A 17,672-nucleotide genomic window follows, 5' to 3' on the forward strand; every position below is an offset into this window, starting at 1 on the left:
CGCGGTATTGGGTGGTGTCAACGGGTGTTCCCGCGGGCCTGACACAATGTTCGCCGTGGGTGCAATCACGCTGGACGGCAAGGCCACACGCGACGAGATCTTCACGGACCTGACCAAGCGGGTGGCGGCGCTGACCGCCGCCGGCCGGACGCCGGGTCTCGGTACGGTCCTGGTCGGTGACGACCCGGGCTCGCACGCCTACGTGCGTGGCAAGCACGCCGACTGCGCGAAGGTCGGCATCAACTCGATCCGCCGGGACCTGCCGGCCGACATCAGTCAGGCGGAGCTGAACGCCGTCATCGACGAGCTGAACGCCAACCCGGAGTGCACGGGCTACATCGTGCAGTTGCCGCTGCCCAAGCACCTCGACGAGAACGCCGCGCTGGAGCGCATCGACCCCGACAAGGATGCGGACGGACTGCACCCGACCAACCTGGGCCGGCTGGTGCTGAACGAGCCCGCACCGCTGCCGTGCACGCCGCGCGGCATCGTGCACCTGCTGCGCCGCTTCGAGGTACCGATTGCCGGCGCGCATGTCGTGGTGATCGGCCGCGGCGTCACCGTGGGCCGGCCGATGGGCCTGCTGCTCACCCGGCGTTCGGAGAACGCGACAGTGACGTTGTGCCACACCGGAACTCGTGATCTGCCGGCCCTGACCCGGCAGGCGGACATCATCATCGCCGCGGTCGGCGTGCCGCACATGCTGACCGCCGACATGGTCAAGCCGGGCGCGGCCGTCGTCGACGTGGGTGTCAGCCGTGTCGACGGCAAGCTCGCCGGTGACGTGCACCCCGATGTGTGGGAGGTGGCCGGTCACGTGTCGCCCAATCCGGGCGGCGTCGGCCCCCTGACCCGCGCTTTCCTGCTGGCCAACGTGGTCGAGGCGGAAGAGGCGAAACTGTCTTGACCGCAAAGGAATTCGCCCGCAAGGTGTTCGCCGGCCAATGGCCGATCCTGTCGGTGGGCGTGTTCTTCGTGGTGGCGTTCGCATTGGTGGTCGGCGGCTACTGGCGCCGCGGCGCGCTGGTGATGGCGATCGGCGTCGGTATCGCGGCGGTCATGCGCCTGCTGCTGACCGATGACCGCGCCGGCCTGCTCGTCGTGCGCAGCCGGATCATCGACGTCGCGACAACAGCATCGGTCAGCGCCGTCATGTTGTACGTGGCGTGGACCATCAACCCGTTGGGTACTGCTTAGTTCCTCGGTGCCGAGTGGCTGCTCGGCGTTTGATGTGGAATAAATCGGACTATAGTCCGCTTATTGGTTCAGGCTTGCCATCACATCATCCGAGGAGCTCAACATGAACACTGCACTGTGGATCGTCGCCGGCGTACTGGCATTCGTCTTCGCCGGAAGCGGCACCATGAAGCTGGTCCTGCCCAAGGAGAAGCTGGTTGCGCAGGGCCTGGGCGCACTCGCCGACGTGGACCCGAACGCCATCCGCGGGATCGGCGCGGCCGAAGTAGCCGGCGCGATCGGCCTGATCGTGCCGCCGCTCGTGCACATCCTCCCGGTACTCACCCCGCTGGCCGCCGTCGGCCTGGCGGCGGTCATGGTCGGCGCCATCGTCACGCACGGCCGGCGCAAGGAGTACCCCAACGTGGCGGTCAACGTGGTGCTGCTGGGCCTGGCGTTGTTCGTCGCCTGGGGCCGGTTCGGCGCCTACGCCTTCTGATCCACAGGGATTTGTGCACGATTTTCCGCGGTCACCGCGGAAAATCGTGCACAAATCCCTGTCAGTGACCACCGGTGCGGGCGAGGCGGTCCTCGTGGATCTGCACCAGCTCGCGGAAGCCGAGGCGGTGATAGTGGGGCACCGGTTGGACGCCCCAGGTGTCCTTCGCGGTCTGCTGGCCCGCGGCCTCCGGTGGCCCGCCGAAGGGCGCACCCGAGAAGTCGTACGGGAACTTGCATTCCAGCGTGTCATCCGAGTAGCGCACCTTCATCAACTCGCTGCAGATTTCCCGGAATGACAACGTCGGCCAGCCGTACCAGACGGCCAGCGCCGGCATGGTGAACGATCCCTCGATGACGAGTCCGAACAGGCACACGAAAAGACCGCGCTTGAGCCACTTGTGCATGTTGGCGTAGACGGGCGTGGTGCCCAGGGGGAGGGCGGCTGTCGATTCGGCTTCGGTGGTGGTCATGGAATTCCTTTAGTCGCTGAAGATTTCGCGATTGACGGTGTGCAGATATGGGATGGCCAGGAACGGCGTGATGTAGAAGATGTCGTACAGCCACCATCCGAGCACCGGGAAAACCACACCGGCATAACGGATGTCGGCGAACATCGTCATGTTGAACGTGTAGCCGATCCAGATGACGATGCCGAACCAGCAGGTGATGATGAGCCACTGGTGGCCCCACCTCTTCATCTGCAGGAACGCGATACCGGCGGCGATGCGCATGGTGAACACCGTCAGGATCAATGCGACTTCCCAGGCCTTCTCGCCCGGTGCGCCGGCCCCACCGATCCACAGTTCGTTGTAGTGCCAGAAGTATCCGGCGTCGAACATGTTGCCCCACGCCGTGATGATGGTGCGGTTCAGCAGTGTGTGGTTGGCGAGCAGATCCAGTGACCACCCGATGCTGTTGAGGGCGGCATCGAGGATCACCAGATAGCCGATGAGCGTCACGATGATCGGCCGTACCGACAGGCCGGCCTTCTGTGCGCGCCGTTGCAGCCACACGCCGCGCAGGAAGAACGGCAGCCCGACGAAGCCGATGAACATCGACCCCATCAACAGGGTGCCGGTGATGAGCCAGCGGTCGGCTTGTCGTTGCGCCAGCCGGGATTCGTCGTGGTGCTGGTCGTAGCTGACGGTCGGGACTGCTGTCGTACTCACAGTGACCACCAGCCCCGGACGATCGACATGTGCAGTTGGATCAGGAACATCGCCAATAGCCAGCCGTAGGCGAACAGCTGGAAGACGATCAGTGCCCGTTTGCGTTTGCGGTCCTGCTCATTCATGGCCGTGAAACTCCTTTTCTGACTGTGACATTCGTGGTCAGCGGATACCCGCCGGTTGCAGGCACGCGGCGGCGATCTCGCGCAGGCCTTCATTGATGGCGCCGTCGCTGCTCAGCGGGGCCAGCACCGCGGCTTCGGCGGCCGACATCTCGTCGGCACCCGCGGCGACCAGGTGCGCCGCCGAGACCAGCACGCGCGTCGACGGCGGCTCGAAATGGAAGGCGTCGTCGGCCTGGCGAATGCTGTTGGCGCACTGCACGAGCCGCATGGCGGCGCCGATGTCGATGCCCGTTTCGCCGACGAGGACTTCGGCCTCGCGGTCGGGTGGCAGATAGGTCATCGCGATGGTGACGAAGCGCTGGCGGAACGACGGCTTGAGGTCCTTGAGCGAATGCCGGTACGCCGGGTTGTACGAGCAGACCAGCAGGAAGGAATCGGGTGCCGGCACCACTTCGCCGGCGCGGTCCAGATAGAGGGTGCGGCGGTGGTCGGTCAGCGAATGCAGGATCGCCAGCGAGTCGTGGCGCGCCTCCACCACCTCGTCGAGATAACAGATGGCGCCGTCTTTGACGGCGCGGGTCAGTGGGCCGTCGGTCCAGAGCACGTCACCGCCGGCGACGACGAACCGGCCGACCAGGTCCGAACTGGTGAGGTCGTCATGACAGCTGATGGTGACCACGGGGCGCCCCAACAGGTTTCCCATGTGCTCGACGAAGCGCGTCTTGCCGCAGCCCGTGGGCCCGGTGAGCATGACCGGCAGCCGACGCTGATACGCCTGGCAGAAAGTGGTCATCTCGTCGCCGGCCGGCAGGTATGGCGAATCAGTCATGCGGAAACCAACTCTCGGTGTACGTGCGCCAGGGCGCGGGGGAGTTCTTCGACGCGACGGATGCGCTGGGATCGCCGGGAGCCGAAGACCTCGGGCAGTGGATCCACCCGGACCGGTCCCAGTCCCAGGTAGTAGACGCCGACGCCGGCCTCGTCGGCTTCACCGACGGCGTGCGCGACGTCCGCCCAGGCGTACCGGCCCTCGTAGCCTTCGTCGGAGATCAGGCCGTCGCCGATCACGATGAGGAGGCGACGTGCCGCGGGCTGGGTCAGGAGGCGGCTGGTCAGGTGCCGGATGGGTGCGCCGAGTCGGGTGTAGCCGCCTGTCACGAGGCCGGACCGGCTGGGTAGCGCAAAGTGGTTGTCGCTGAAGTCTTTCAGGCATCGAACCTCGACGCGATGGCGGGTGTTGCCGCTGAAGACGAAGATCCCGTGGCGCTCGCGGGCGACAGTCATGGCTCGGGAAAGTGCGTCGGCACAGGCCAATTCGAGGTCGAACACCCGGCCCTGATGAATGCCCAGCGACGAGCTGCCGTCCAGGAGTACGGCGGTGACGGTGTCGCGTGCACTCGGCAGCAAGCTGCGGAACACCTTCGCCTCCTGCTGCGACCCGGATCGCTCGTCCGTATAGGCCGCCACATAGGCGTCGACATCGAGGTCGCTGCCGTCCTCCAGTCGGTTGACCATCGTGCGATGCGTCGGCTCGTCGAACCAGCGCCGGATGTCCGGCGGTGCGCCACCGCGGCGGTCGTGCCGGGTCTGCCGCCGTTCCAGGACCGCGACGTGATCAGGTAGAAACTGGCCACGCCACGAATTCCATTCGGGGTAGGGGATTCCCGCGCGACGGTCGGGCCGGACGTCGAGGTCGTCGTCTTCGGGCCGGCTGGCCGGTGGCAGGTTGGCGTTGCGCACCCCGCCCTCGCCGCCGACGGGGATCGACATCAGCCGTTGCGTATCCGAGCGCGACGACGACCACGGCATGCGCCCGAGCGTGCGCCGGATCGCGCTCGCCAGCGTCCGGTTGGTCGGCGCGCTCAGCGGCGGTGTGCCGAGCAGCGGGTAATCCGGCAGACGTTCGCGGGAGCGTGCCAAGGTATCTGTGCGGCAGAGAATTTCGTCCGCGGAGAGATCCGGGTCAGCCGGTTCCAGTCCGGGCAGCGCCCGACGCGCCTCGGACAGCAACCCGGGCCAGCGCCGCGCCACCCAGCCCAGCGCCGTTGCGCCCTCGACCTGGCGGAGCGCACCGAGTTCGCGCTCCGCCAACCGGTGCAGCGGGTACTGCGCGATGCGGTCTTTCGACGGCGCGCACTGCAGGGCGACACCACACGTGTAGGTCCGCAACGACCAGTCGGGGACGGGCGCGGGATACGGAACGTGGATGACGGACCGGCCGGCGCTGAGGCCGAAGCGGCGCTGCTCGCCGGAGATCAGATGCACCCCCGCCCGCCGTCGTTCGGACAGTGCCACCGCGGTCAGCGCACAGGCCCGTTCGAGCTCTGTGGCCGTAATCGGTTGCGACACTTGCAGACCGGCCGGATCAGAAGGTTCCGATGTTCGAGAACATCCAATACCAGAACGCGATGAGGGCGGCCATGGCGCCCCATGCGATGGCGAGGCGGGCGATCTCCTGCCACATGGTGTCTCCTCCGGTTATCGGGCCGCGATACCTCGCAGCGCGGTGTGGACGAAGTTGTCCAGCAGCGCGGTGCGGATCTGATCCGCGCCGCGACTCGTGGTCAGCAGGGCGTAGAGGCTGAGCAGGAAGTAGACGGCGCTGTGGAACGCGTCGACATCCGCGTCGGCCTCACCGGCCTGGCGCGCCCGCTCGATCTCCTGGACCACCAGCACGATCACCCGGTGGTCGGTCCATTCGTCGTCGAGTGGGCGGTTGGAGGAAAAGTGCAGGGCCAGAACATCTTTGAAGAGCAGTCGGCCGAGCCGCTGTTCCACGGCCACGATGACCCGGACCACCTCGTTCAGCGCCTCTTCGAGGGTGTGGGGGGTCTGCAGGAATGTGGCGAGCTCGCGTCCGGCGGATTCCTCGGCTTGGCGTTCGAGCTCGAACAGCACGTGCTCTTTCGTGGGGAAGTGGAAGTAGAAGGTGCCGTGTGCGACGCCGGCCGATCTGATGATGGCGCCGACATCGGCATCGGCCATTCCCGCGCGCTTGAACTCGGTGATCGCGGCATCGAGAACCCGCTGGCGGGTTTCCAGCCGTTTGGCTTCTCGCAGCGATGGTTTGGCGGTGGCGCGGGTCATGGTGGCTCAAGTTGTACTCGCTTCACTGACCAGAGTCAATGACTCAAGTCAGTTATATTCACAGGAAATTGCCCGTTAGGCAAACTTGCCCGGTGTGCAAAATCATCGGTACCGTGGCGGCATGCCCGAATCCGCCGCAACCGGTCTGCGCGAACAGAAGAAGCTCGACACCCGTCGGGCGCTCAGCGACGCGGCGCTGCAGCTGGCGTTCGACCGCGGCGGGCTGGATGCCGTCACTCGCGAGGAGATCGCGGCGCTGGCGGGAGTGTCCCTACGGACGTTCAACAACTACTTCAGCGGCAAGTACGAGGCGCTGGCTTATCGCATTGCCGAGCGGATGCAGCGCAGTGTCGCGACGTTCCGGTCGCGGCCGGCCGACGAACCGCTGTGGACGTCGATCATCGTGGCCGTGACGGGCACGCTGGAAGAAGAGATGGTCGACATCACGGGTGCCGACCTCATCCCGGACCGCCGCGAACTCGTCGAAGTCCGAAAACTGCTGATGCGCACCGAGGTTCGCAATGCGGTGCCACAGATCCTCTATCAGGACTGGGTGGCGGCCATCGCCGAGCGAACGGGCCTCGGCCCTGACGACATGTACCCGCGTCTGGTGGTGGCCGTGGTCCGCGCGATCGGGGACACCGCGATGGAGGCGTACGCCAACGCTGATCCGCCGGTGTCCATCACGCAGCTGATGCGTGAGGGTTTCGCTGCCGTCATGGCGGGGCTGCCCGAACCGAACAGAACGAAGGAGTGAGTATGCCCGCTGACGTCGTGATCTCCGGCGCCGGACCCAACGGCCTGATGATGGCCTGTGAACTCGCCCTCGCCGGCGTCAAACCGGTCGTGCTCGACGCGCTGCCCGGGCCCGGTGACGAGCCCAAGGCCAACGGCCTTGTCGGACAAGTGATCCGGCAGCTCGACATGCGTGGCCTCTACCAGGCATTCACCGGCGATCCCCACGCGCCGCAGCCCGCCTACGGCTGGATCTTCTCCGGTTTGCCGCTGGATTTTGTTGGCGTCGAGGACAATCCGATGCGCGCCGTGTTGATGAAGCAGGCCCGGCTTGTGCAGCTGCTGTACGAACGGGCGCAGACTCTCGGGGTCGAGGTGCGGTGGGGGCATGCCGTGACCGCGCTGTCGGCCGGGCCCGACGGCGTCACCGTCGAGGTGGCCGGGCCCGACGGCGCCTACGTGCTGCAAGCCGATTGGCTGGTGGGTGCCGACGGCGGCCGCAGCACCGTCCGCAAGCAGTCGGGTATCGGCTTTCCCGGAACTACGTCGCCGACGGTGGCCCGGCTGGCGCACGTGCAGATCGCCGACGAGTTCCGCGGCCCCGGCGGCGAGCTCGATGTGCCCGGATTCGGGCGGATTCCGTTCGGGCACAACCGCTATGACAACGGCATGGCGATCTTCTTCGAGGCGCACGGAGACCCACCGCTGCTGGGCACCCTCGAGTTCGGTGCACTATCCGACGACGCGCCGGGGGAGTTGACGTTCGACGAACTCCGGCAGAGCCTGCGTCGCGTGCTCGGGGTCGACGTGCCGTTCGAACCGCCGACCGGACCCGGTCCGTTCGCGATGCGCCGCATCGACGGCCAGAACACGCGGCAGGCCGATGCCTATCGGTCCGGCCGCATTCTGTTGATCGGTGATGCGGCACATGTACATTCGGCCATGGGTGGCCCTGGGCTGAACCTCGGTCTGCAGGACACGTTGAATCTGGGCTGGAAGCTGGCTGCCGTCATCAATGGCTGGGCGCCTGAGGTATTGCTCGACACGTATGAGTCCGAGCGCTATCCGGTCGGCGAGCGCGTCATGATGCACTCACTGGCCCAGATCGCCCTCACTGCACCGGGACCCGAGGTGCGCGCCTTGCGCACGCTTCTCGGTGAACTCTTCCAGCTGCCCGATGTCACCGCGCACATGGCGGGACTACTGGCTGGGGCCGATGTTCGCTACGACATGGGCGGCGGCACCCCGCACCGGCTGACCGGGTTCATGGTGCCGGACGAGACGCTGGACGACGGGCGCCGGCTCACCGAGTTTCTGCACGGTGGCCGGGGCGTGGTGCTCGACCTGTCCGGCGGTGCGGCGGCCCCGGTCGCCGCACCGTGGGACCGCCGCGTCGACACGGTGGTCGCCGCCATGGCCGACGGGCCCGCTGCGATGCTGATCCGGCCCGACGGCTACGTCGCCTGGGCCGCAGACACTTTCGGCGCGGCCGATGCCGAGGACCTGCGCGCGGCCCTGGAGCGCTGGTTCGGTCCGGCCGAGATCAGCGACTGAGCGCGCGTCGCGCGACGCCCGGGTGGGCGGCGAGCCGTGGCCCGAGCAGCAGGGCGAAGATCGTCACCGCGAGCCACGGCCGCAGGTGCGGGCACAGCCGCTGGATCAACCCCGCATCGTCGAGTTCGAACACCAGGGCATCGGTGATGGTGAGTCCCGCGATGCGCCCGCGGCTCACCGCGACGCGCGTGCGTCCGTCGCCGATGACGTTGTCCCACTCGAGGTTTCGCATCCTGGCGTAGACCGCGGTCAGCAGGACCCGGAGGTCGTCGCGGCCCCGGAACACCAGGCGCCCGGACAGCGGGGAGATCAGCTCCGCGTCGGGTGCGAGGGCGGCGATGAACCGGTCGACGTCGCCGCTGCGGGTGGCCGCGCAGAACGTCGCGACAGAGTCGGTGCTGGTCGTCATCAGAACCCCCTGAGCGTCACTTGTTATTTGCAACCCACCTAATCAGAGTCCATTGCAGAAAGCAATGGACTAGGCTGATGTGGTGTCCAAACAGTCCTTCGGTGACATCTCCTGCTCGATAGCGCGGACGCTCGACGTGGTGGGCCAACGGTGGACGGCCTTGGTGCTGCGGGACCTGTTCGCGGGGATGGCCCGGTTCGAGGACATCCGCCGTGATCTGGGCATCGCGTCGAACGTCCTGGCTGCGCGTCTGGACGATCTGGAGCGCCACGCGATCGTGGCCCGGCGCCAATATCAGAGCGCGCCTCCGCGTTTCGAGTACGTCCTCACCGACAAGGGGCGCGAGCTCTACCCGGTGATCGTGACCCTGCTCGCGTGGGGTGACAAATGGACCGCCGGGGAAGACGGCCCCCCGGCGCTACTCGTGCATGGCGAATGTGGCTGTGTCACAACGGCGAAGACCGTCTGCGCCGAATGCGGCGGGGAACTCGGGGCGCTGACGACAACCGCGGTGCCCGGGCCTGGGGCGCGGGTCGGCCCGGGCACGGCAGTCATCGGAACATTTCTGGCTCCCGGCGAGCCGAGTGCCTAGGCCAGCGTCGCCCGCACGCAGTGCGTGACGTACGGCAGCGCCAACCCGGTGCTGCTGGCCAGCGCCGGGTGCGTGTTCAGCAGCTCGCGTACCTCGCCCAGCACTTTGCGGCGCACGTCGGCGGGTGAGGTGATGCAGTAGCTCCGTGACGCCACGAGGTCCAGAAGCGCTTGCGGCGTAAGGTAACTCGTCCACTCGAAGCGGTGCGTCTCGATGTCGGTGAAGCCGCCGCACAGTGAGTCGGCGGACGGATCGTGCTCGCAGCCGATGATGCGGTTCAGTTCCTTGACCCAGCCCAGCCGCTCGTCGCGGATGTTCCAGAGCAGCCCCAGCCGGCCGCCCGGCCGCAGCACCCGGGCCACTTCGGCGGCGGCCCGCTCCGGGTCGAACCAGTGCCAGGCCTGGGCCACCAGGACCGCGTCGACACTGTTGTCGGGCAACGGGATTTCCTCGGCCGTGCCCAGCAGGGCCGGCACCGACGGCAGTGACCCGCTGAGCACCTCGAGCATCTCGGGGATGGGGTCGACGGCCGTGACCGACAGGCCGCGCTCGGCCAGCCGGACGGTCAGCTTGCCGGTACCGGCGCCGAGGTCGAGGACGTCGACGTCGACGGCGGGCAGCAGCCAGTTGATGGACTCCGGCGGATACGACGGGCGCCCCCGCTCGTAGGCAGCGGCCTGCTCTCCGAAGGACAGCGAGCGTTCGCCGGTCACCGCGAGGCCAAATCCAGTGTCTGGCGGATCAGCAGGCCCACCTTGTCGGTCTCGACCAGGAATCCGTCGTGGCCGTAGTCGGATTCGATGACCTCGAGACCCGGACAGCCCGGCAGCAACGCGGCCAGCTCTTCCTGCAGCCGAATGGGATACAGCCGGTCGGAGGTGATGCCCCCGACGATCACCGGCACCGGACAGCTGGACAACGCCGCCGCGACCCCGCCCCGTCCGCGCCCGACGTCGTGACTGCTCAGCGCGTCCGTCAGCGCCACATAGGTGCCCGCGTCGAACCGCGCGGCCAGCTTGCGGCCCTGGTACTCCAGGTAGCTCTCGACCGCGTACAGGCCGTCGCCAGAACTCTTTTCATGGTTCTGCGCGGTGTTGCGGAACCGGTCGTCGAGTTCCTTCTCGCCGCGGTAGGTCAGGTGCGCGAACCGGCGGGCGATCTGGATGCCGTCGTCCGGGGTGCGTCCCGTCAGGTAGTAGTCGCCGCCGTTCCAGTTCGGGTCGGCCTTGATGGCCGCGACCTGTGCGCACTGCGTGCCGATCTGGTCGGCGGTGGCGCGCGCGCCGACCGCCAGCACCAGCCCGGCCCGCACCGTGTCGGGATGTCCCACAAGCCATTCCAGCGCCCGCGCGCCGCCCATGGAGCCGCCGACGACCGCGGCCACCTGGGTGATGCCGAGGGCGGCCAGGGCCGCCAGGTCGGCGTTCACCTGGTCGCGCACGGTGATGGCGGGAAACCGTGAGCCCCAAGGCTTTCCGTCGGGAGCCAGCGAGCTCGGGCCGGTCGACCCGCGGCAGCCGCCGAGCACGTTGGTGGCGATGGCGCACCAGCGGTCGGTGTCGATCGGCGCCGCCGGGCCGGCGACGCCGTCCCACCAGCCGCCGGTCGGATGGTCGGGCCCGGCCGGGCCGGTGACGTGGGAGTCACCGGTCAGCGCGTGCAGCACCATCACGACGTTGTCGGCGGTGGGGGACAGCTCGCCCCAGCGCTGCACCGCGATGGACACGTCGGGCAGCACGATGCCGCTCTCCAGCGTCAGCGAGCCGATGTTCACCACACCGGTCTCGCCTTCGGCAGGCAGCCGTGGCGCTGCGGATATGTCAGACACGGGCACGTCGATAATCGTCACACCAAGGCCGCCTCTCGGTCGGCACCCCCCACCGATCCGGCGGCAGCGAAGCCCTGCTCCAGGTCGGCGAGGATGTCTTCGATGCCCTCGATGCCGACGGCCAGGCGCACCAGACCCGGGGTGACGCCGGAGGCCAGCTGCTCCTCGGCGGTCAGCTGCTGATGCGTGGTCGACGCGGGGTGGATCACCAGCGACCGCACGTCACCGATGTTGGCGACGTGGCTGTGCAGCGTCAGCGCGTTGACGAACGCCTTGCCCGCCTCGACGCCACCGGTCAGTTCGAACGACAGCACCGCACCGGTGCCCTTGGGGGCCAGCTTGCGGCCCAGCTCGTACCACGGGGACGACGGCAGGCCGGCGTAGTTCACCGAGAGCACGTCCGCGCGGCCCTCGAGGTACTCGGCGACCTTCTGCGCGTTGGACACATGGCGTTCAACGCGCAGAGACAGCGTTTCCAATCCCTGCGCGATGAGGAAGGAATTGAACGGGGCGGCAGCGCTGCCCAGATCGCGCAGCAGCTGCACGCGCGCCTTGAGCGCGTAGGCCGGTGCGCCCAGGTCGGCGAACACCACACCGTGGTAGCTCGGGTCCGGTTCGGTGAAGCCGGGGAACTTGCCGTTGGTCCAGTCGAACGTGCCGCCGTCGACGATGACGCCCGCGATGGCCGAGCCGTGCCCGCCCAGGTACTTGGTGGCCGAGTGCACGACGATGTCGGCGCCGTGGGCCAGCGGCTGGATCAGGTACGGCGTGGCGACGGTGTTGTCGACGATCAGCGGCACGCCGTTGTCGTGCGCGACGCCCGAGACGCCGGGGATGTCCAGGATGTCGATCTTCGGGTTGGAGATGGTCTCGGCGAAGAACGCCTTGGTGTTCGGCCGGACGGCGGCGCGCCAGGAGTCCAGATCGTCGGGGTCCGCCACGAAGCTGACCTCGACGCCGAGCTTCGGCAGCGTGTAGTGGAGCAGGTTGTAGGTGCCGCCGTACAGCCGCGGCGAGGCCACGACGTGGTCGCCGGTGCCGGCGATGTTCAGGATGGCGAAGGTGGCGGCAGCCTGACCCGACGACAGGAACAGTGCGGCCACGCCGCCCTCGAGAGCGGCGACGCGCTGCTCGACCACGTCGGTGGTCGGGTTCATGATGCGGGTGTAGATGTTGCCCGGCTCGGCCAGCCCGAACAGCGCGGCGGCGTGGTCGGTGTCGCGGAACGTGTACGACGTCGTCTGGTAGATCGGCAGCGCCCGGGCATTGGTGGCGCTATCGGGGCTCTGACCTGCGTGGATCTGCTTCGTCTCGAAGCTCCAGCGCGCGGTGGGGTCGATGGCCTCAGTGGTCATGTTAGGGGTGTCTCCTGTGAGTTTTTGGGTACGACGAATGGGTGCGCGAACTCGCACGAATCACAGACAGCGACGCATAGGAAGCCTCCACTCACCCAGTCATCCGGGTCCGTGGTGGCGGACCCGCGCTTGCCTCGCAGCCGATGTACGACTGCTCAACCTGGTCGTCTCCCGGGGCACCCCACCGCGGATGGAGGGTTGCCGGCCAGCAAGCCGGGGCTTGACGCTGGCACTCATGACCGGACTCGAGGGTATCTCAAGAGCCTGGGCAACTGCTAGCTGGTGCCGTCCGGTGGGCGGGAGACGGCGTGTCGGTGTCGGTCTGGTTCGCGCAGCCTGTCGGTATCGATCCAGATCTGTGCATGACAGACCGGACCACCGGAAACCTGCCCCGCCGGTCACGGTAGTTTCGTAACCGTCGTGCGACGGGGTAGTCATGTGCAGACGCCGGACTCGACATAGATTTTCGTACGTACCGTCCGTGACGCCGGGAGAGTGACCATGAGTGGCGAGAAACCATCCATCATCTACACGTTGACCGACGAGGCGCCGCTGCTCGCGACGTACGCCTTCCTGCCGGTCGTCCGCACCTTCGCCGGCGCCGCCGGTATCGACGTCCAGACCAGTGACATCTCGGTGGCGGCCCGCATCCTCGCCGAGTTCAGCGACTACCTGACCGATGAGCAGAAGGTCCCCGACAACCTGGGTGAGCTGGGCCGGCTGACGCAGGAACCCGACACCAACATCATCAAGCTGCCCAACATCAGTGCCTCGGTGCCGCAGCTCGTCGCCGCGATCAAGGAACTCAAGGAGAAGGGCTACAACCTGCCCGACTACCCGGGTGACCCGAAGACCGACGAAGAAAAGGCGATCAAGGATCGCTACGGCAAGTGTCTCGGCAGCGCGGTGAACCCCGTTCTGCGCGAAGGCAACTCGGACCGTCGTGCCCCGAAGGCGGTCAAGGAGTACGCCCGCAAGCACCCGCACAGCATGGGCGAGTGGTCGCAGGCCTCCCGCACGCACGTCGCCACCATGAAGACCGGCGACTTCTACCACGGCGAGCAGTCCATGACGCTCGACAAGGACCGCCGCGTGAAGATGGTCCTGAAGACCAAGTCCGGCAAGACAATTGAGCTCAAGCCCGAGGTCAAGCTCGACGCCGGCGACATCATCGACTCGATGTACATGAGCAAGAAGGCGCTCATCCAGTTCTACGAGGAGCAGATGGAGGACGCCTACAAGACGGGCGTGATGTTCTCCCTGCACGTCAAGGCGACCATGATGAAGGTCAGCCACCCGATCGTGTTCGGCCACGCCGTACGCATCTTCTACAAGGACGCATTCGCCAAGCACCAGAAGCTCTTCGACGAGCTGGGCGTCAACGTCAACAACGGTCTCTCGGACCTGTACGACAAGATTTCGACACTGCCCAAGTCGCTGCACGACGAGATCGTCGACGACCTGCACAAGTGCCACGAGCACCGTCCCGAGCTGGCCATGGTCGACTCGGCCCGCGGTATCACGAACTTCCACTCGCCGTCGGACGTCATCGTCGACGCCTCGATGCCGGCCATGATCCGGCTCGGCGGCAAGATGTACGGCGCCGACGGAAAGCTCAAGGACACCAAGGCCGTCAACCCCGAGTCGACGTTCTCCCGGATGTACCAGGAGATCATCAACTTCTGTAAGACGCACGGCCAGTTCGACCCGCGGACCATGGGCACTGTGCCGAACGTCGGTCTCATGGCGCAGAAGGCCGAGGAGTACGGCAGCCACGACAAGACCTTCGAAATTCCGGAGGACGGCGCCGCCAACATCGTCGACATCGACACCGGTGAGGTGCTGTTCACCACGAACGTCGAAGAAGGCGACATCTGGCGCATGCCCGTCGTGAAGGACGCGCCGATCCGCGACTGGGTCAAGCTGGCCGTCACGCGGGCCCGGCTCTCCGGTATGCCGGTGGTGTTCTGGCTGGACCAGGAGCGTCCGCACGAGGCCGAGCTGCGCAAGAAGGTCGCGACCTACCTCAAGGATCACGACACCGAGGGCCTCGACATCCAGGTGATGTCGCAGGAACGCGCCATGCGGCACACCATCGAGCGGGCCATGCGCGGTCAGGACACCATTGCCGCGACCGGCAACATCCTGCGCGACTACCTCACCGACCTGTTCCCGATCCTGGAGCTGGGCACCAGCGCCAAGATGCTGTCGATCGTGCCGCTGATGGCCGGCGGCGGCCTGTACGAGACCGGCGCCGGCGGTTCGGCGCCCAAGCACGTGCAGCAGCTGGTCGAGGAGAACCACCTGCGCTGGGATTCGCTGGGTGAGTTCCTGGCCCTGGGCGCGAGCCTCGAGGACCTGGGCAACAAGACCGACGACGCCAAGGCTCTGTTGCTGGCCAAGACGCTGGACGCCGCCACCGGAAAGCTGCTGGACGAGAACAAGAGTCCGTCGCGGCGCACCGGTGAGCTGGACAACCGCGGCAGCCAGTTCTACCTCGCCATGTACTGGGCGCAGGCCCTTGCCGAGCAGACCGAGGACGCCGAGCTGGCCGCCAAGTTCGCTCCGCTGGCCAAGACGCTGGCCGAGAACGAGGAGAAGATCGTCGCGGAACTGGCTGCGGCACAGGGCAGCCCGGCCGACATCGGCGGCTACTACTACCCGGACCCGGAGAAGACCTCGGCGGTGATGCGGCCGAGCGCCACCTTCAACGCCGCGCTGGCTTCCGCCCAGGAGTAATTCACCTCGAACGTGAGCTTGTGTGCGAGATTTCGTCCTCAAAGTCAATCGATTAGTGCAACGTGGCTAGGCGGCTTGGTTCAAGAGCGCGGCTAGGCGTTGGGCTGGGGTGTCCAGATCGAGGGTGGGTCGGGGACGCTTGTTGAGGGTGTCCTGGATACGGGTGAGGTCGGCTTTGGTGTGCACGCTCAGGTCGGTGCCTTTTTCGAACCAGAACCGCAGCAGCCGGTTGGTGTTCTCGTTGCTCCCGCGCTGCCAGGGTGAGTGCGGATCGCAGAAGTAGACCGGCGCCTTGAGCGCCAGTTTGATGTCACGCCAGTTCGCCATCTCGCTGCCGCGGTCCCAGGTGATGCTGCGGCGCAGGTGTTCGGGCAGCTCACTCATCGCCGCGATCATCGCCGCGGCCACCGAGTCGGCGGTGTGATTGTCGGGTAGGTGCAACAAGATGGTGAACCGGGTGCTGCGTTCGACCAGGGTGCCGATCGCGCTGCCGCCGCGAGTACCCAGGATCAGGTCGCCTTCCCAATGTCCCGGCACGGCACGGTCATTGGCCTCGGCTGGCCGGTCACTGATGGTGAACACATCGGTGAACTTGCCGCGGCGTTCGGTGTGGTCGCGGGGCTTGCGGGTGGCCCGTTTGGTGGACAGGCACTTGTTCAGATCAGCGCGCAGTTGGCCACGGCCCTGCACGTAAAGGCACTGGTAGATGGTTTCGTGGCTCACGCGTTTGAGCCTGTCATGCGGGTGATCGCGGGCCAACATCTCGGCGATCAGTTTCGGGCTCCACCCGTCATCCATCCACGTTTCGATGGCGGCGCACAGCGCGGTGTCGTTGAGTTTGAACGCTTTTGGTCGGTGTGACCTCTGCGCCGCCCGCCCGTGTGCCATCCGGGCGTGGTAGTCGCCGTCGGCATTGCTGTTGCGCCGCACCTCACGCCAGATGACGCTGCGGTGGCGGCCGATCTGCGTACCGATCTGCTCATAAGTCAGGCCAGCATCGCGGCCCCGCATGATCGCGATGCGCTCATCGAGACTGAGCCGATGCCCCCGTCCACCGGGCCGATCGGGAACGCCGGCCTCGGCCAGCCCGTGCATGCCGCTGCCCATGATCAGTTTCATCGCACCAGCGTTGCGCCACCACACCCACGCCGAGGTCGTCGACACACCCATCGCCTTGGCCGTCTCGATTAATGGAGCGCCCTGACACACCCGGTCAAACAACTCCCGCCGGGTCTGCTTCGAATGCGGATACCCACTGGGCACGACAACCTCCCAAATCAATGGATGTTGTCTTGACCGTATGAATCTGCCGTCGATTTCTCGCACACAAGCTCACGTTCGTCGTTTCCGGCCTGTCGTACCCCGACGTTAAGGTTCTGCTTCGTGATCGTCACCACCATCAACGTCAATGGCATCCGCGCCGCGGTCAAAGAGCGCTCGGCGGAGAACCTCGGGCTGCTGCCGTGGCTGAAGGACACCAAGTCCGACGTCATCTGCCTGCAGGAGACCCGGGCCGACGACACGCAGCTGACGCAGGCTCTGGCGCCGGCTCTCGAAGCGGGATGGCAGCTGGCGTCGGCCGAACCGTCGGCGAAGGGCCGCAACGGGGTGGCGGTGTTGTCGCGGGCGCCGATCACCGCGGTGCGCGTGGGGCTCAGTCCGGACTGCGAATTCGTCGCGCACGGGCGGTATGTGGAGGTCGACACCGACGGTGTCACGGTCGCCAGTGTGTATGTGCCCACCGGTGAGGCCGAGACCGACAAGCAGGTGGAGAAGGAGCGCTTCATGGTGGCGCTCGCCGGCCGCATGGCCGAGCTGACCCGCAAGCGCCGCGACGTGGTGATCTGCGGCGACTGGAACATCTGCGCGACGGAGCTGGACCTGAAGGCGTGGAAGGCCAACGTCAAGAAGTCGGGATTCCTGCCGAGTGAGCGGCAGTGGCTGGCCGAGCTGATGGCCTCCGGCTGGACGGACGTGGTGCGTGAGCTGCACCCGGACGTCGCCGGGCCGTACAGCTGGTGGTCGTGGCGTGGCAAGGCGTTCGACAACGACGCCGGGTGGCGCATCGACTACCACCTGGCCAATGCCAAGTTGGCGCCCAAAGCCGTTGCGGCGCGGGTGGAACGGGCCGCGGCGTACGCGCTGCGCTGGTCGGACCACGCGCCGGTGACGGTCGAGTACAGCTGATCTGGCGGCCGGTTCGGTGACCGGCCTCCTGCAACAATCCGCGCCCGGAGTCGTCAGCTTCGGCTGACATTGTCACCATGTGCTGACTGTGTCAGCCGATGCTGACAGGTTCAGATCGCACACGTCCCAGGAAGCGGCGACACGCCGATCGGGGTGCAACCGCGACACGCCGCCGAGGCCCGCCGCTGCGGGTCGCGGCCGGGATATCGACGATG

Annotated in this window: 19 protein-coding genes and 1 riboswitch; of the genes, 8 read left to right on the forward strand and 11 right to left on the reverse strand. The window is 66.9% G+C overall.

Translation table 11 applies throughout. The features are described from left to right. Positions 1-55: 55 nt before the first annotated feature. The 3 genes from ACJH6I_RS19825 to ACJH6I_RS19835 all read left to right on the forward strand — a co-directional run bounded on the left by ACJH6I_RS19825 (position 56) and on the right by ACJH6I_RS19835 (position 1,675). Complete coding sequence (locus tag ACJH6I_RS19825) at positions 56-907, forward strand: bifunctional methylenetetrahydrofolate dehydrogenase/methenyltetrahydrofolate cyclohydrolase (RefSeq protein WP_029105851.1); 852 nt, start codon at positions 56-58, stop codon at positions 905-907. Next, a complete protein-coding gene (locus tag ACJH6I_RS19830; protein ID WP_020104182.1) occupies positions 904-1,197 on the forward strand; it encodes a DUF3017 domain-containing protein in 294 nt (97 codons plus the stop codon). The genes ACJH6I_RS19825 and ACJH6I_RS19830 overlap by 4 nt, the downstream gene beginning before the upstream one ends. Positions 1,198-1,300: 103 nt before the next feature. Further along, positions 1,301-1,675, forward strand: coding sequence for a DoxX family protein (locus ACJH6I_RS19835; protein WP_318986841.1), 375 nt, complete (start codon positions 1,301-1,303; stop codon positions 1,673-1,675). A gap of 61 nt (positions 1,676-1,736) precedes the next feature. Here the strand turns inward: ACJH6I_RS19835 and ACJH6I_RS19840 are convergent, their stop codons facing one another. From ACJH6I_RS19840 to ACJH6I_RS19865, 6 genes are all read right to left on the reverse strand, one after another. Next, positions 1,737-2,147, reverse strand: a complete 411-nt coding sequence (locus ACJH6I_RS19840) for a hypothetical protein (protein WP_318986842.1) — start codon at positions 2,145-2,147, stop codon at positions 1,737-1,739. Positions 2,148-2,156: 9 nt separating this feature from the next. Next, positions 2,157-2,846: a hypothetical protein gene (locus tag ACJH6I_RS19845; protein ID WP_318986843.1), complete on the reverse strand. Its 690-nt coding sequence runs from the start codon at positions 2,844-2,846 to the stop codon at positions 2,157-2,159. Beyond that, a complete protein-coding gene (locus tag ACJH6I_RS19850) occupies positions 2,843-2,971 on the reverse strand; it encodes a hypothetical protein (protein ID WP_256370088.1) in 129 nt (42 codons plus the stop codon). Before ACJH6I_RS19850 ends, ACJH6I_RS19845 begins: the two co-directional genes overlap by 4 nt. Before the next feature lie 37 nt (positions 2,972-3,008). After that, on the reverse strand, positions 3,009-3,800 hold the full coding sequence (locus tag ACJH6I_RS19855) for a CbbQ/NirQ/NorQ/GpvN family protein (RefSeq protein WP_318986844.1): 792 nt from the start codon (positions 3,798-3,800) through the stop codon (positions 3,009-3,011). Beyond that, positions 3,797-5,320, reverse strand: coding sequence for a MorD protein (locus ACJH6I_RS19860; RefSeq protein ID WP_318986845.1), 1,524 nt, complete (start codon positions 5,318-5,320; stop codon positions 3,797-3,799). Before ACJH6I_RS19860 ends, ACJH6I_RS19855 begins: the two co-directional genes overlap by 4 nt. Positions 5,321-5,449: 129 nt before the next feature. Further along, positions 5,450-6,058 (reverse strand): TetR/AcrR family transcriptional regulator, encoded by a 609-nt coding sequence (locus ACJH6I_RS19865; RefSeq protein WP_318986846.1) that lies wholly within the window; start codon positions 6,056-6,058, stop codon positions 5,450-5,452. Between the two features lie 121 nt (positions 6,059-6,179). Here ACJH6I_RS19865 and ACJH6I_RS19870 point away from each other — a divergent pair, with 121 nt between their 5' ends. Both ACJH6I_RS19870 and ACJH6I_RS19875 read left to right on the forward strand, forming a co-directional pair. Beyond that, positions 6,180-6,815, forward strand: coding sequence for a TetR family transcriptional regulator (locus ACJH6I_RS19870; protein ID WP_318986847.1), 636 nt, complete (start codon positions 6,180-6,182; stop codon positions 6,813-6,815). 2 nt (positions 6,816-6,817) lie between these two features. Continuing rightward, positions 6,818-8,347 (forward strand): FAD-dependent monooxygenase, encoded by a 1,530-nt coding sequence (locus ACJH6I_RS19875; protein ID WP_318986848.1) that lies wholly within the window; start codon positions 6,818-6,820, stop codon positions 8,345-8,347. Here the strand turns inward: ACJH6I_RS19875 and ACJH6I_RS19880 are convergent. Next, positions 8,337-8,756, reverse strand: a complete 420-nt coding sequence (locus ACJH6I_RS19880) for a nuclear transport factor 2 family protein (protein ID WP_318986849.1) — start codon at positions 8,754-8,756, stop codon at positions 8,337-8,339. The two genes, ACJH6I_RS19875 and ACJH6I_RS19880, sit on opposite strands and share 11 nt — an antisense overlap. A gap of 82 nt (positions 8,757-8,838) precedes the next feature. On the opposite strand from ACJH6I_RS19880, the gene ACJH6I_RS19885 reads away from it, so the two are divergent. Continuing rightward, on the forward strand, positions 8,839-9,348 hold the full coding sequence (locus ACJH6I_RS19885; protein WP_318986850.1) for a helix-turn-helix domain-containing protein: 510 nt from the start codon (positions 8,839-8,841) through the stop codon (positions 9,346-9,348). Here the strand turns inward: ACJH6I_RS19885 and ACJH6I_RS19890 are convergent. The 3 genes from ACJH6I_RS19890 to ACJH6I_RS19900 are packed head-to-tail and all read right to left on the reverse strand — an operon-like array spanning position 9,345 to position 12,531. Further along, entirely contained in the window at positions 9,345-10,061 is a 717-nt protein-coding gene (locus ACJH6I_RS19890; RefSeq protein WP_318986851.1) for a class I SAM-dependent methyltransferase, read from the reverse strand. The two genes, ACJH6I_RS19885 and ACJH6I_RS19890, sit on opposite strands and share 4 nt — an antisense overlap. Next, on the reverse strand, positions 10,058-11,197 hold the full coding sequence (locus ACJH6I_RS19895) for a homoserine O-acetyltransferase (protein WP_318986852.1): 1,140 nt from the start codon (positions 11,195-11,197) through the stop codon (positions 10,058-10,060). Before ACJH6I_RS19895 ends, ACJH6I_RS19890 begins: the two co-directional genes overlap by 4 nt. Further along, on the reverse strand, positions 11,194-12,531 hold the full coding sequence (locus ACJH6I_RS19900) for a bifunctional o-acetylhomoserine/o-acetylserine sulfhydrylase (protein WP_318986853.1): 1,338 nt from the start codon (positions 12,529-12,531) through the stop codon (positions 11,194-11,196). The genes ACJH6I_RS19895 and ACJH6I_RS19900 overlap by 4 nt, the downstream gene beginning before the upstream one ends. 120 nt (positions 12,532-12,651) lie before the next feature. Next, positions 12,652-12,772: riboswitch (SAM riboswitch) on the reverse strand. A 260-nt stretch (positions 12,773-13,032) separates the two neighbouring features. Here ACJH6I_RS19900 and ACJH6I_RS19905 point away from each other — a divergent pair. Next, a complete protein-coding gene (locus ACJH6I_RS19905; RefSeq protein WP_318986854.1) occupies positions 13,033-15,270 on the forward strand; it encodes an NADP-dependent isocitrate dehydrogenase in 2,238 nt (745 codons plus the stop codon). A gap of 66 nt (positions 15,271-15,336) precedes the next feature. Here ACJH6I_RS19905 and ACJH6I_RS19910 read toward each other — a convergent pair whose 3' ends face one another. After that, positions 15,337-16,533, reverse strand: a complete 1,197-nt coding sequence (locus tag ACJH6I_RS19910) for an IS30 family transposase (protein ID WP_212806682.1) — start codon at positions 16,531-16,533, stop codon at positions 15,337-15,339. Between the two features lie 120 nt (positions 16,534-16,653). Here ACJH6I_RS19910 and ACJH6I_RS19915 point away from each other — a divergent pair, with 120 nt between their 5' ends. After that, positions 16,654-17,457, forward strand: a complete 804-nt coding sequence (locus ACJH6I_RS19915) for an exodeoxyribonuclease III (protein ID WP_318987308.1) — start codon at positions 16,654-16,656, stop codon at positions 17,455-17,457. The last annotated feature ends 215 nt before the right edge of the window (positions 17,458-17,672 follow it).

This window comes from Mycobacterium sp. SMC-13, from assembly GCF_045311035.1.
In the GTDB taxonomy this organism is placed as follows: domain Bacteria; phylum Actinomycetota; class Actinomycetes; order Mycobacteriales; family Mycobacteriaceae; genus Mycobacterium.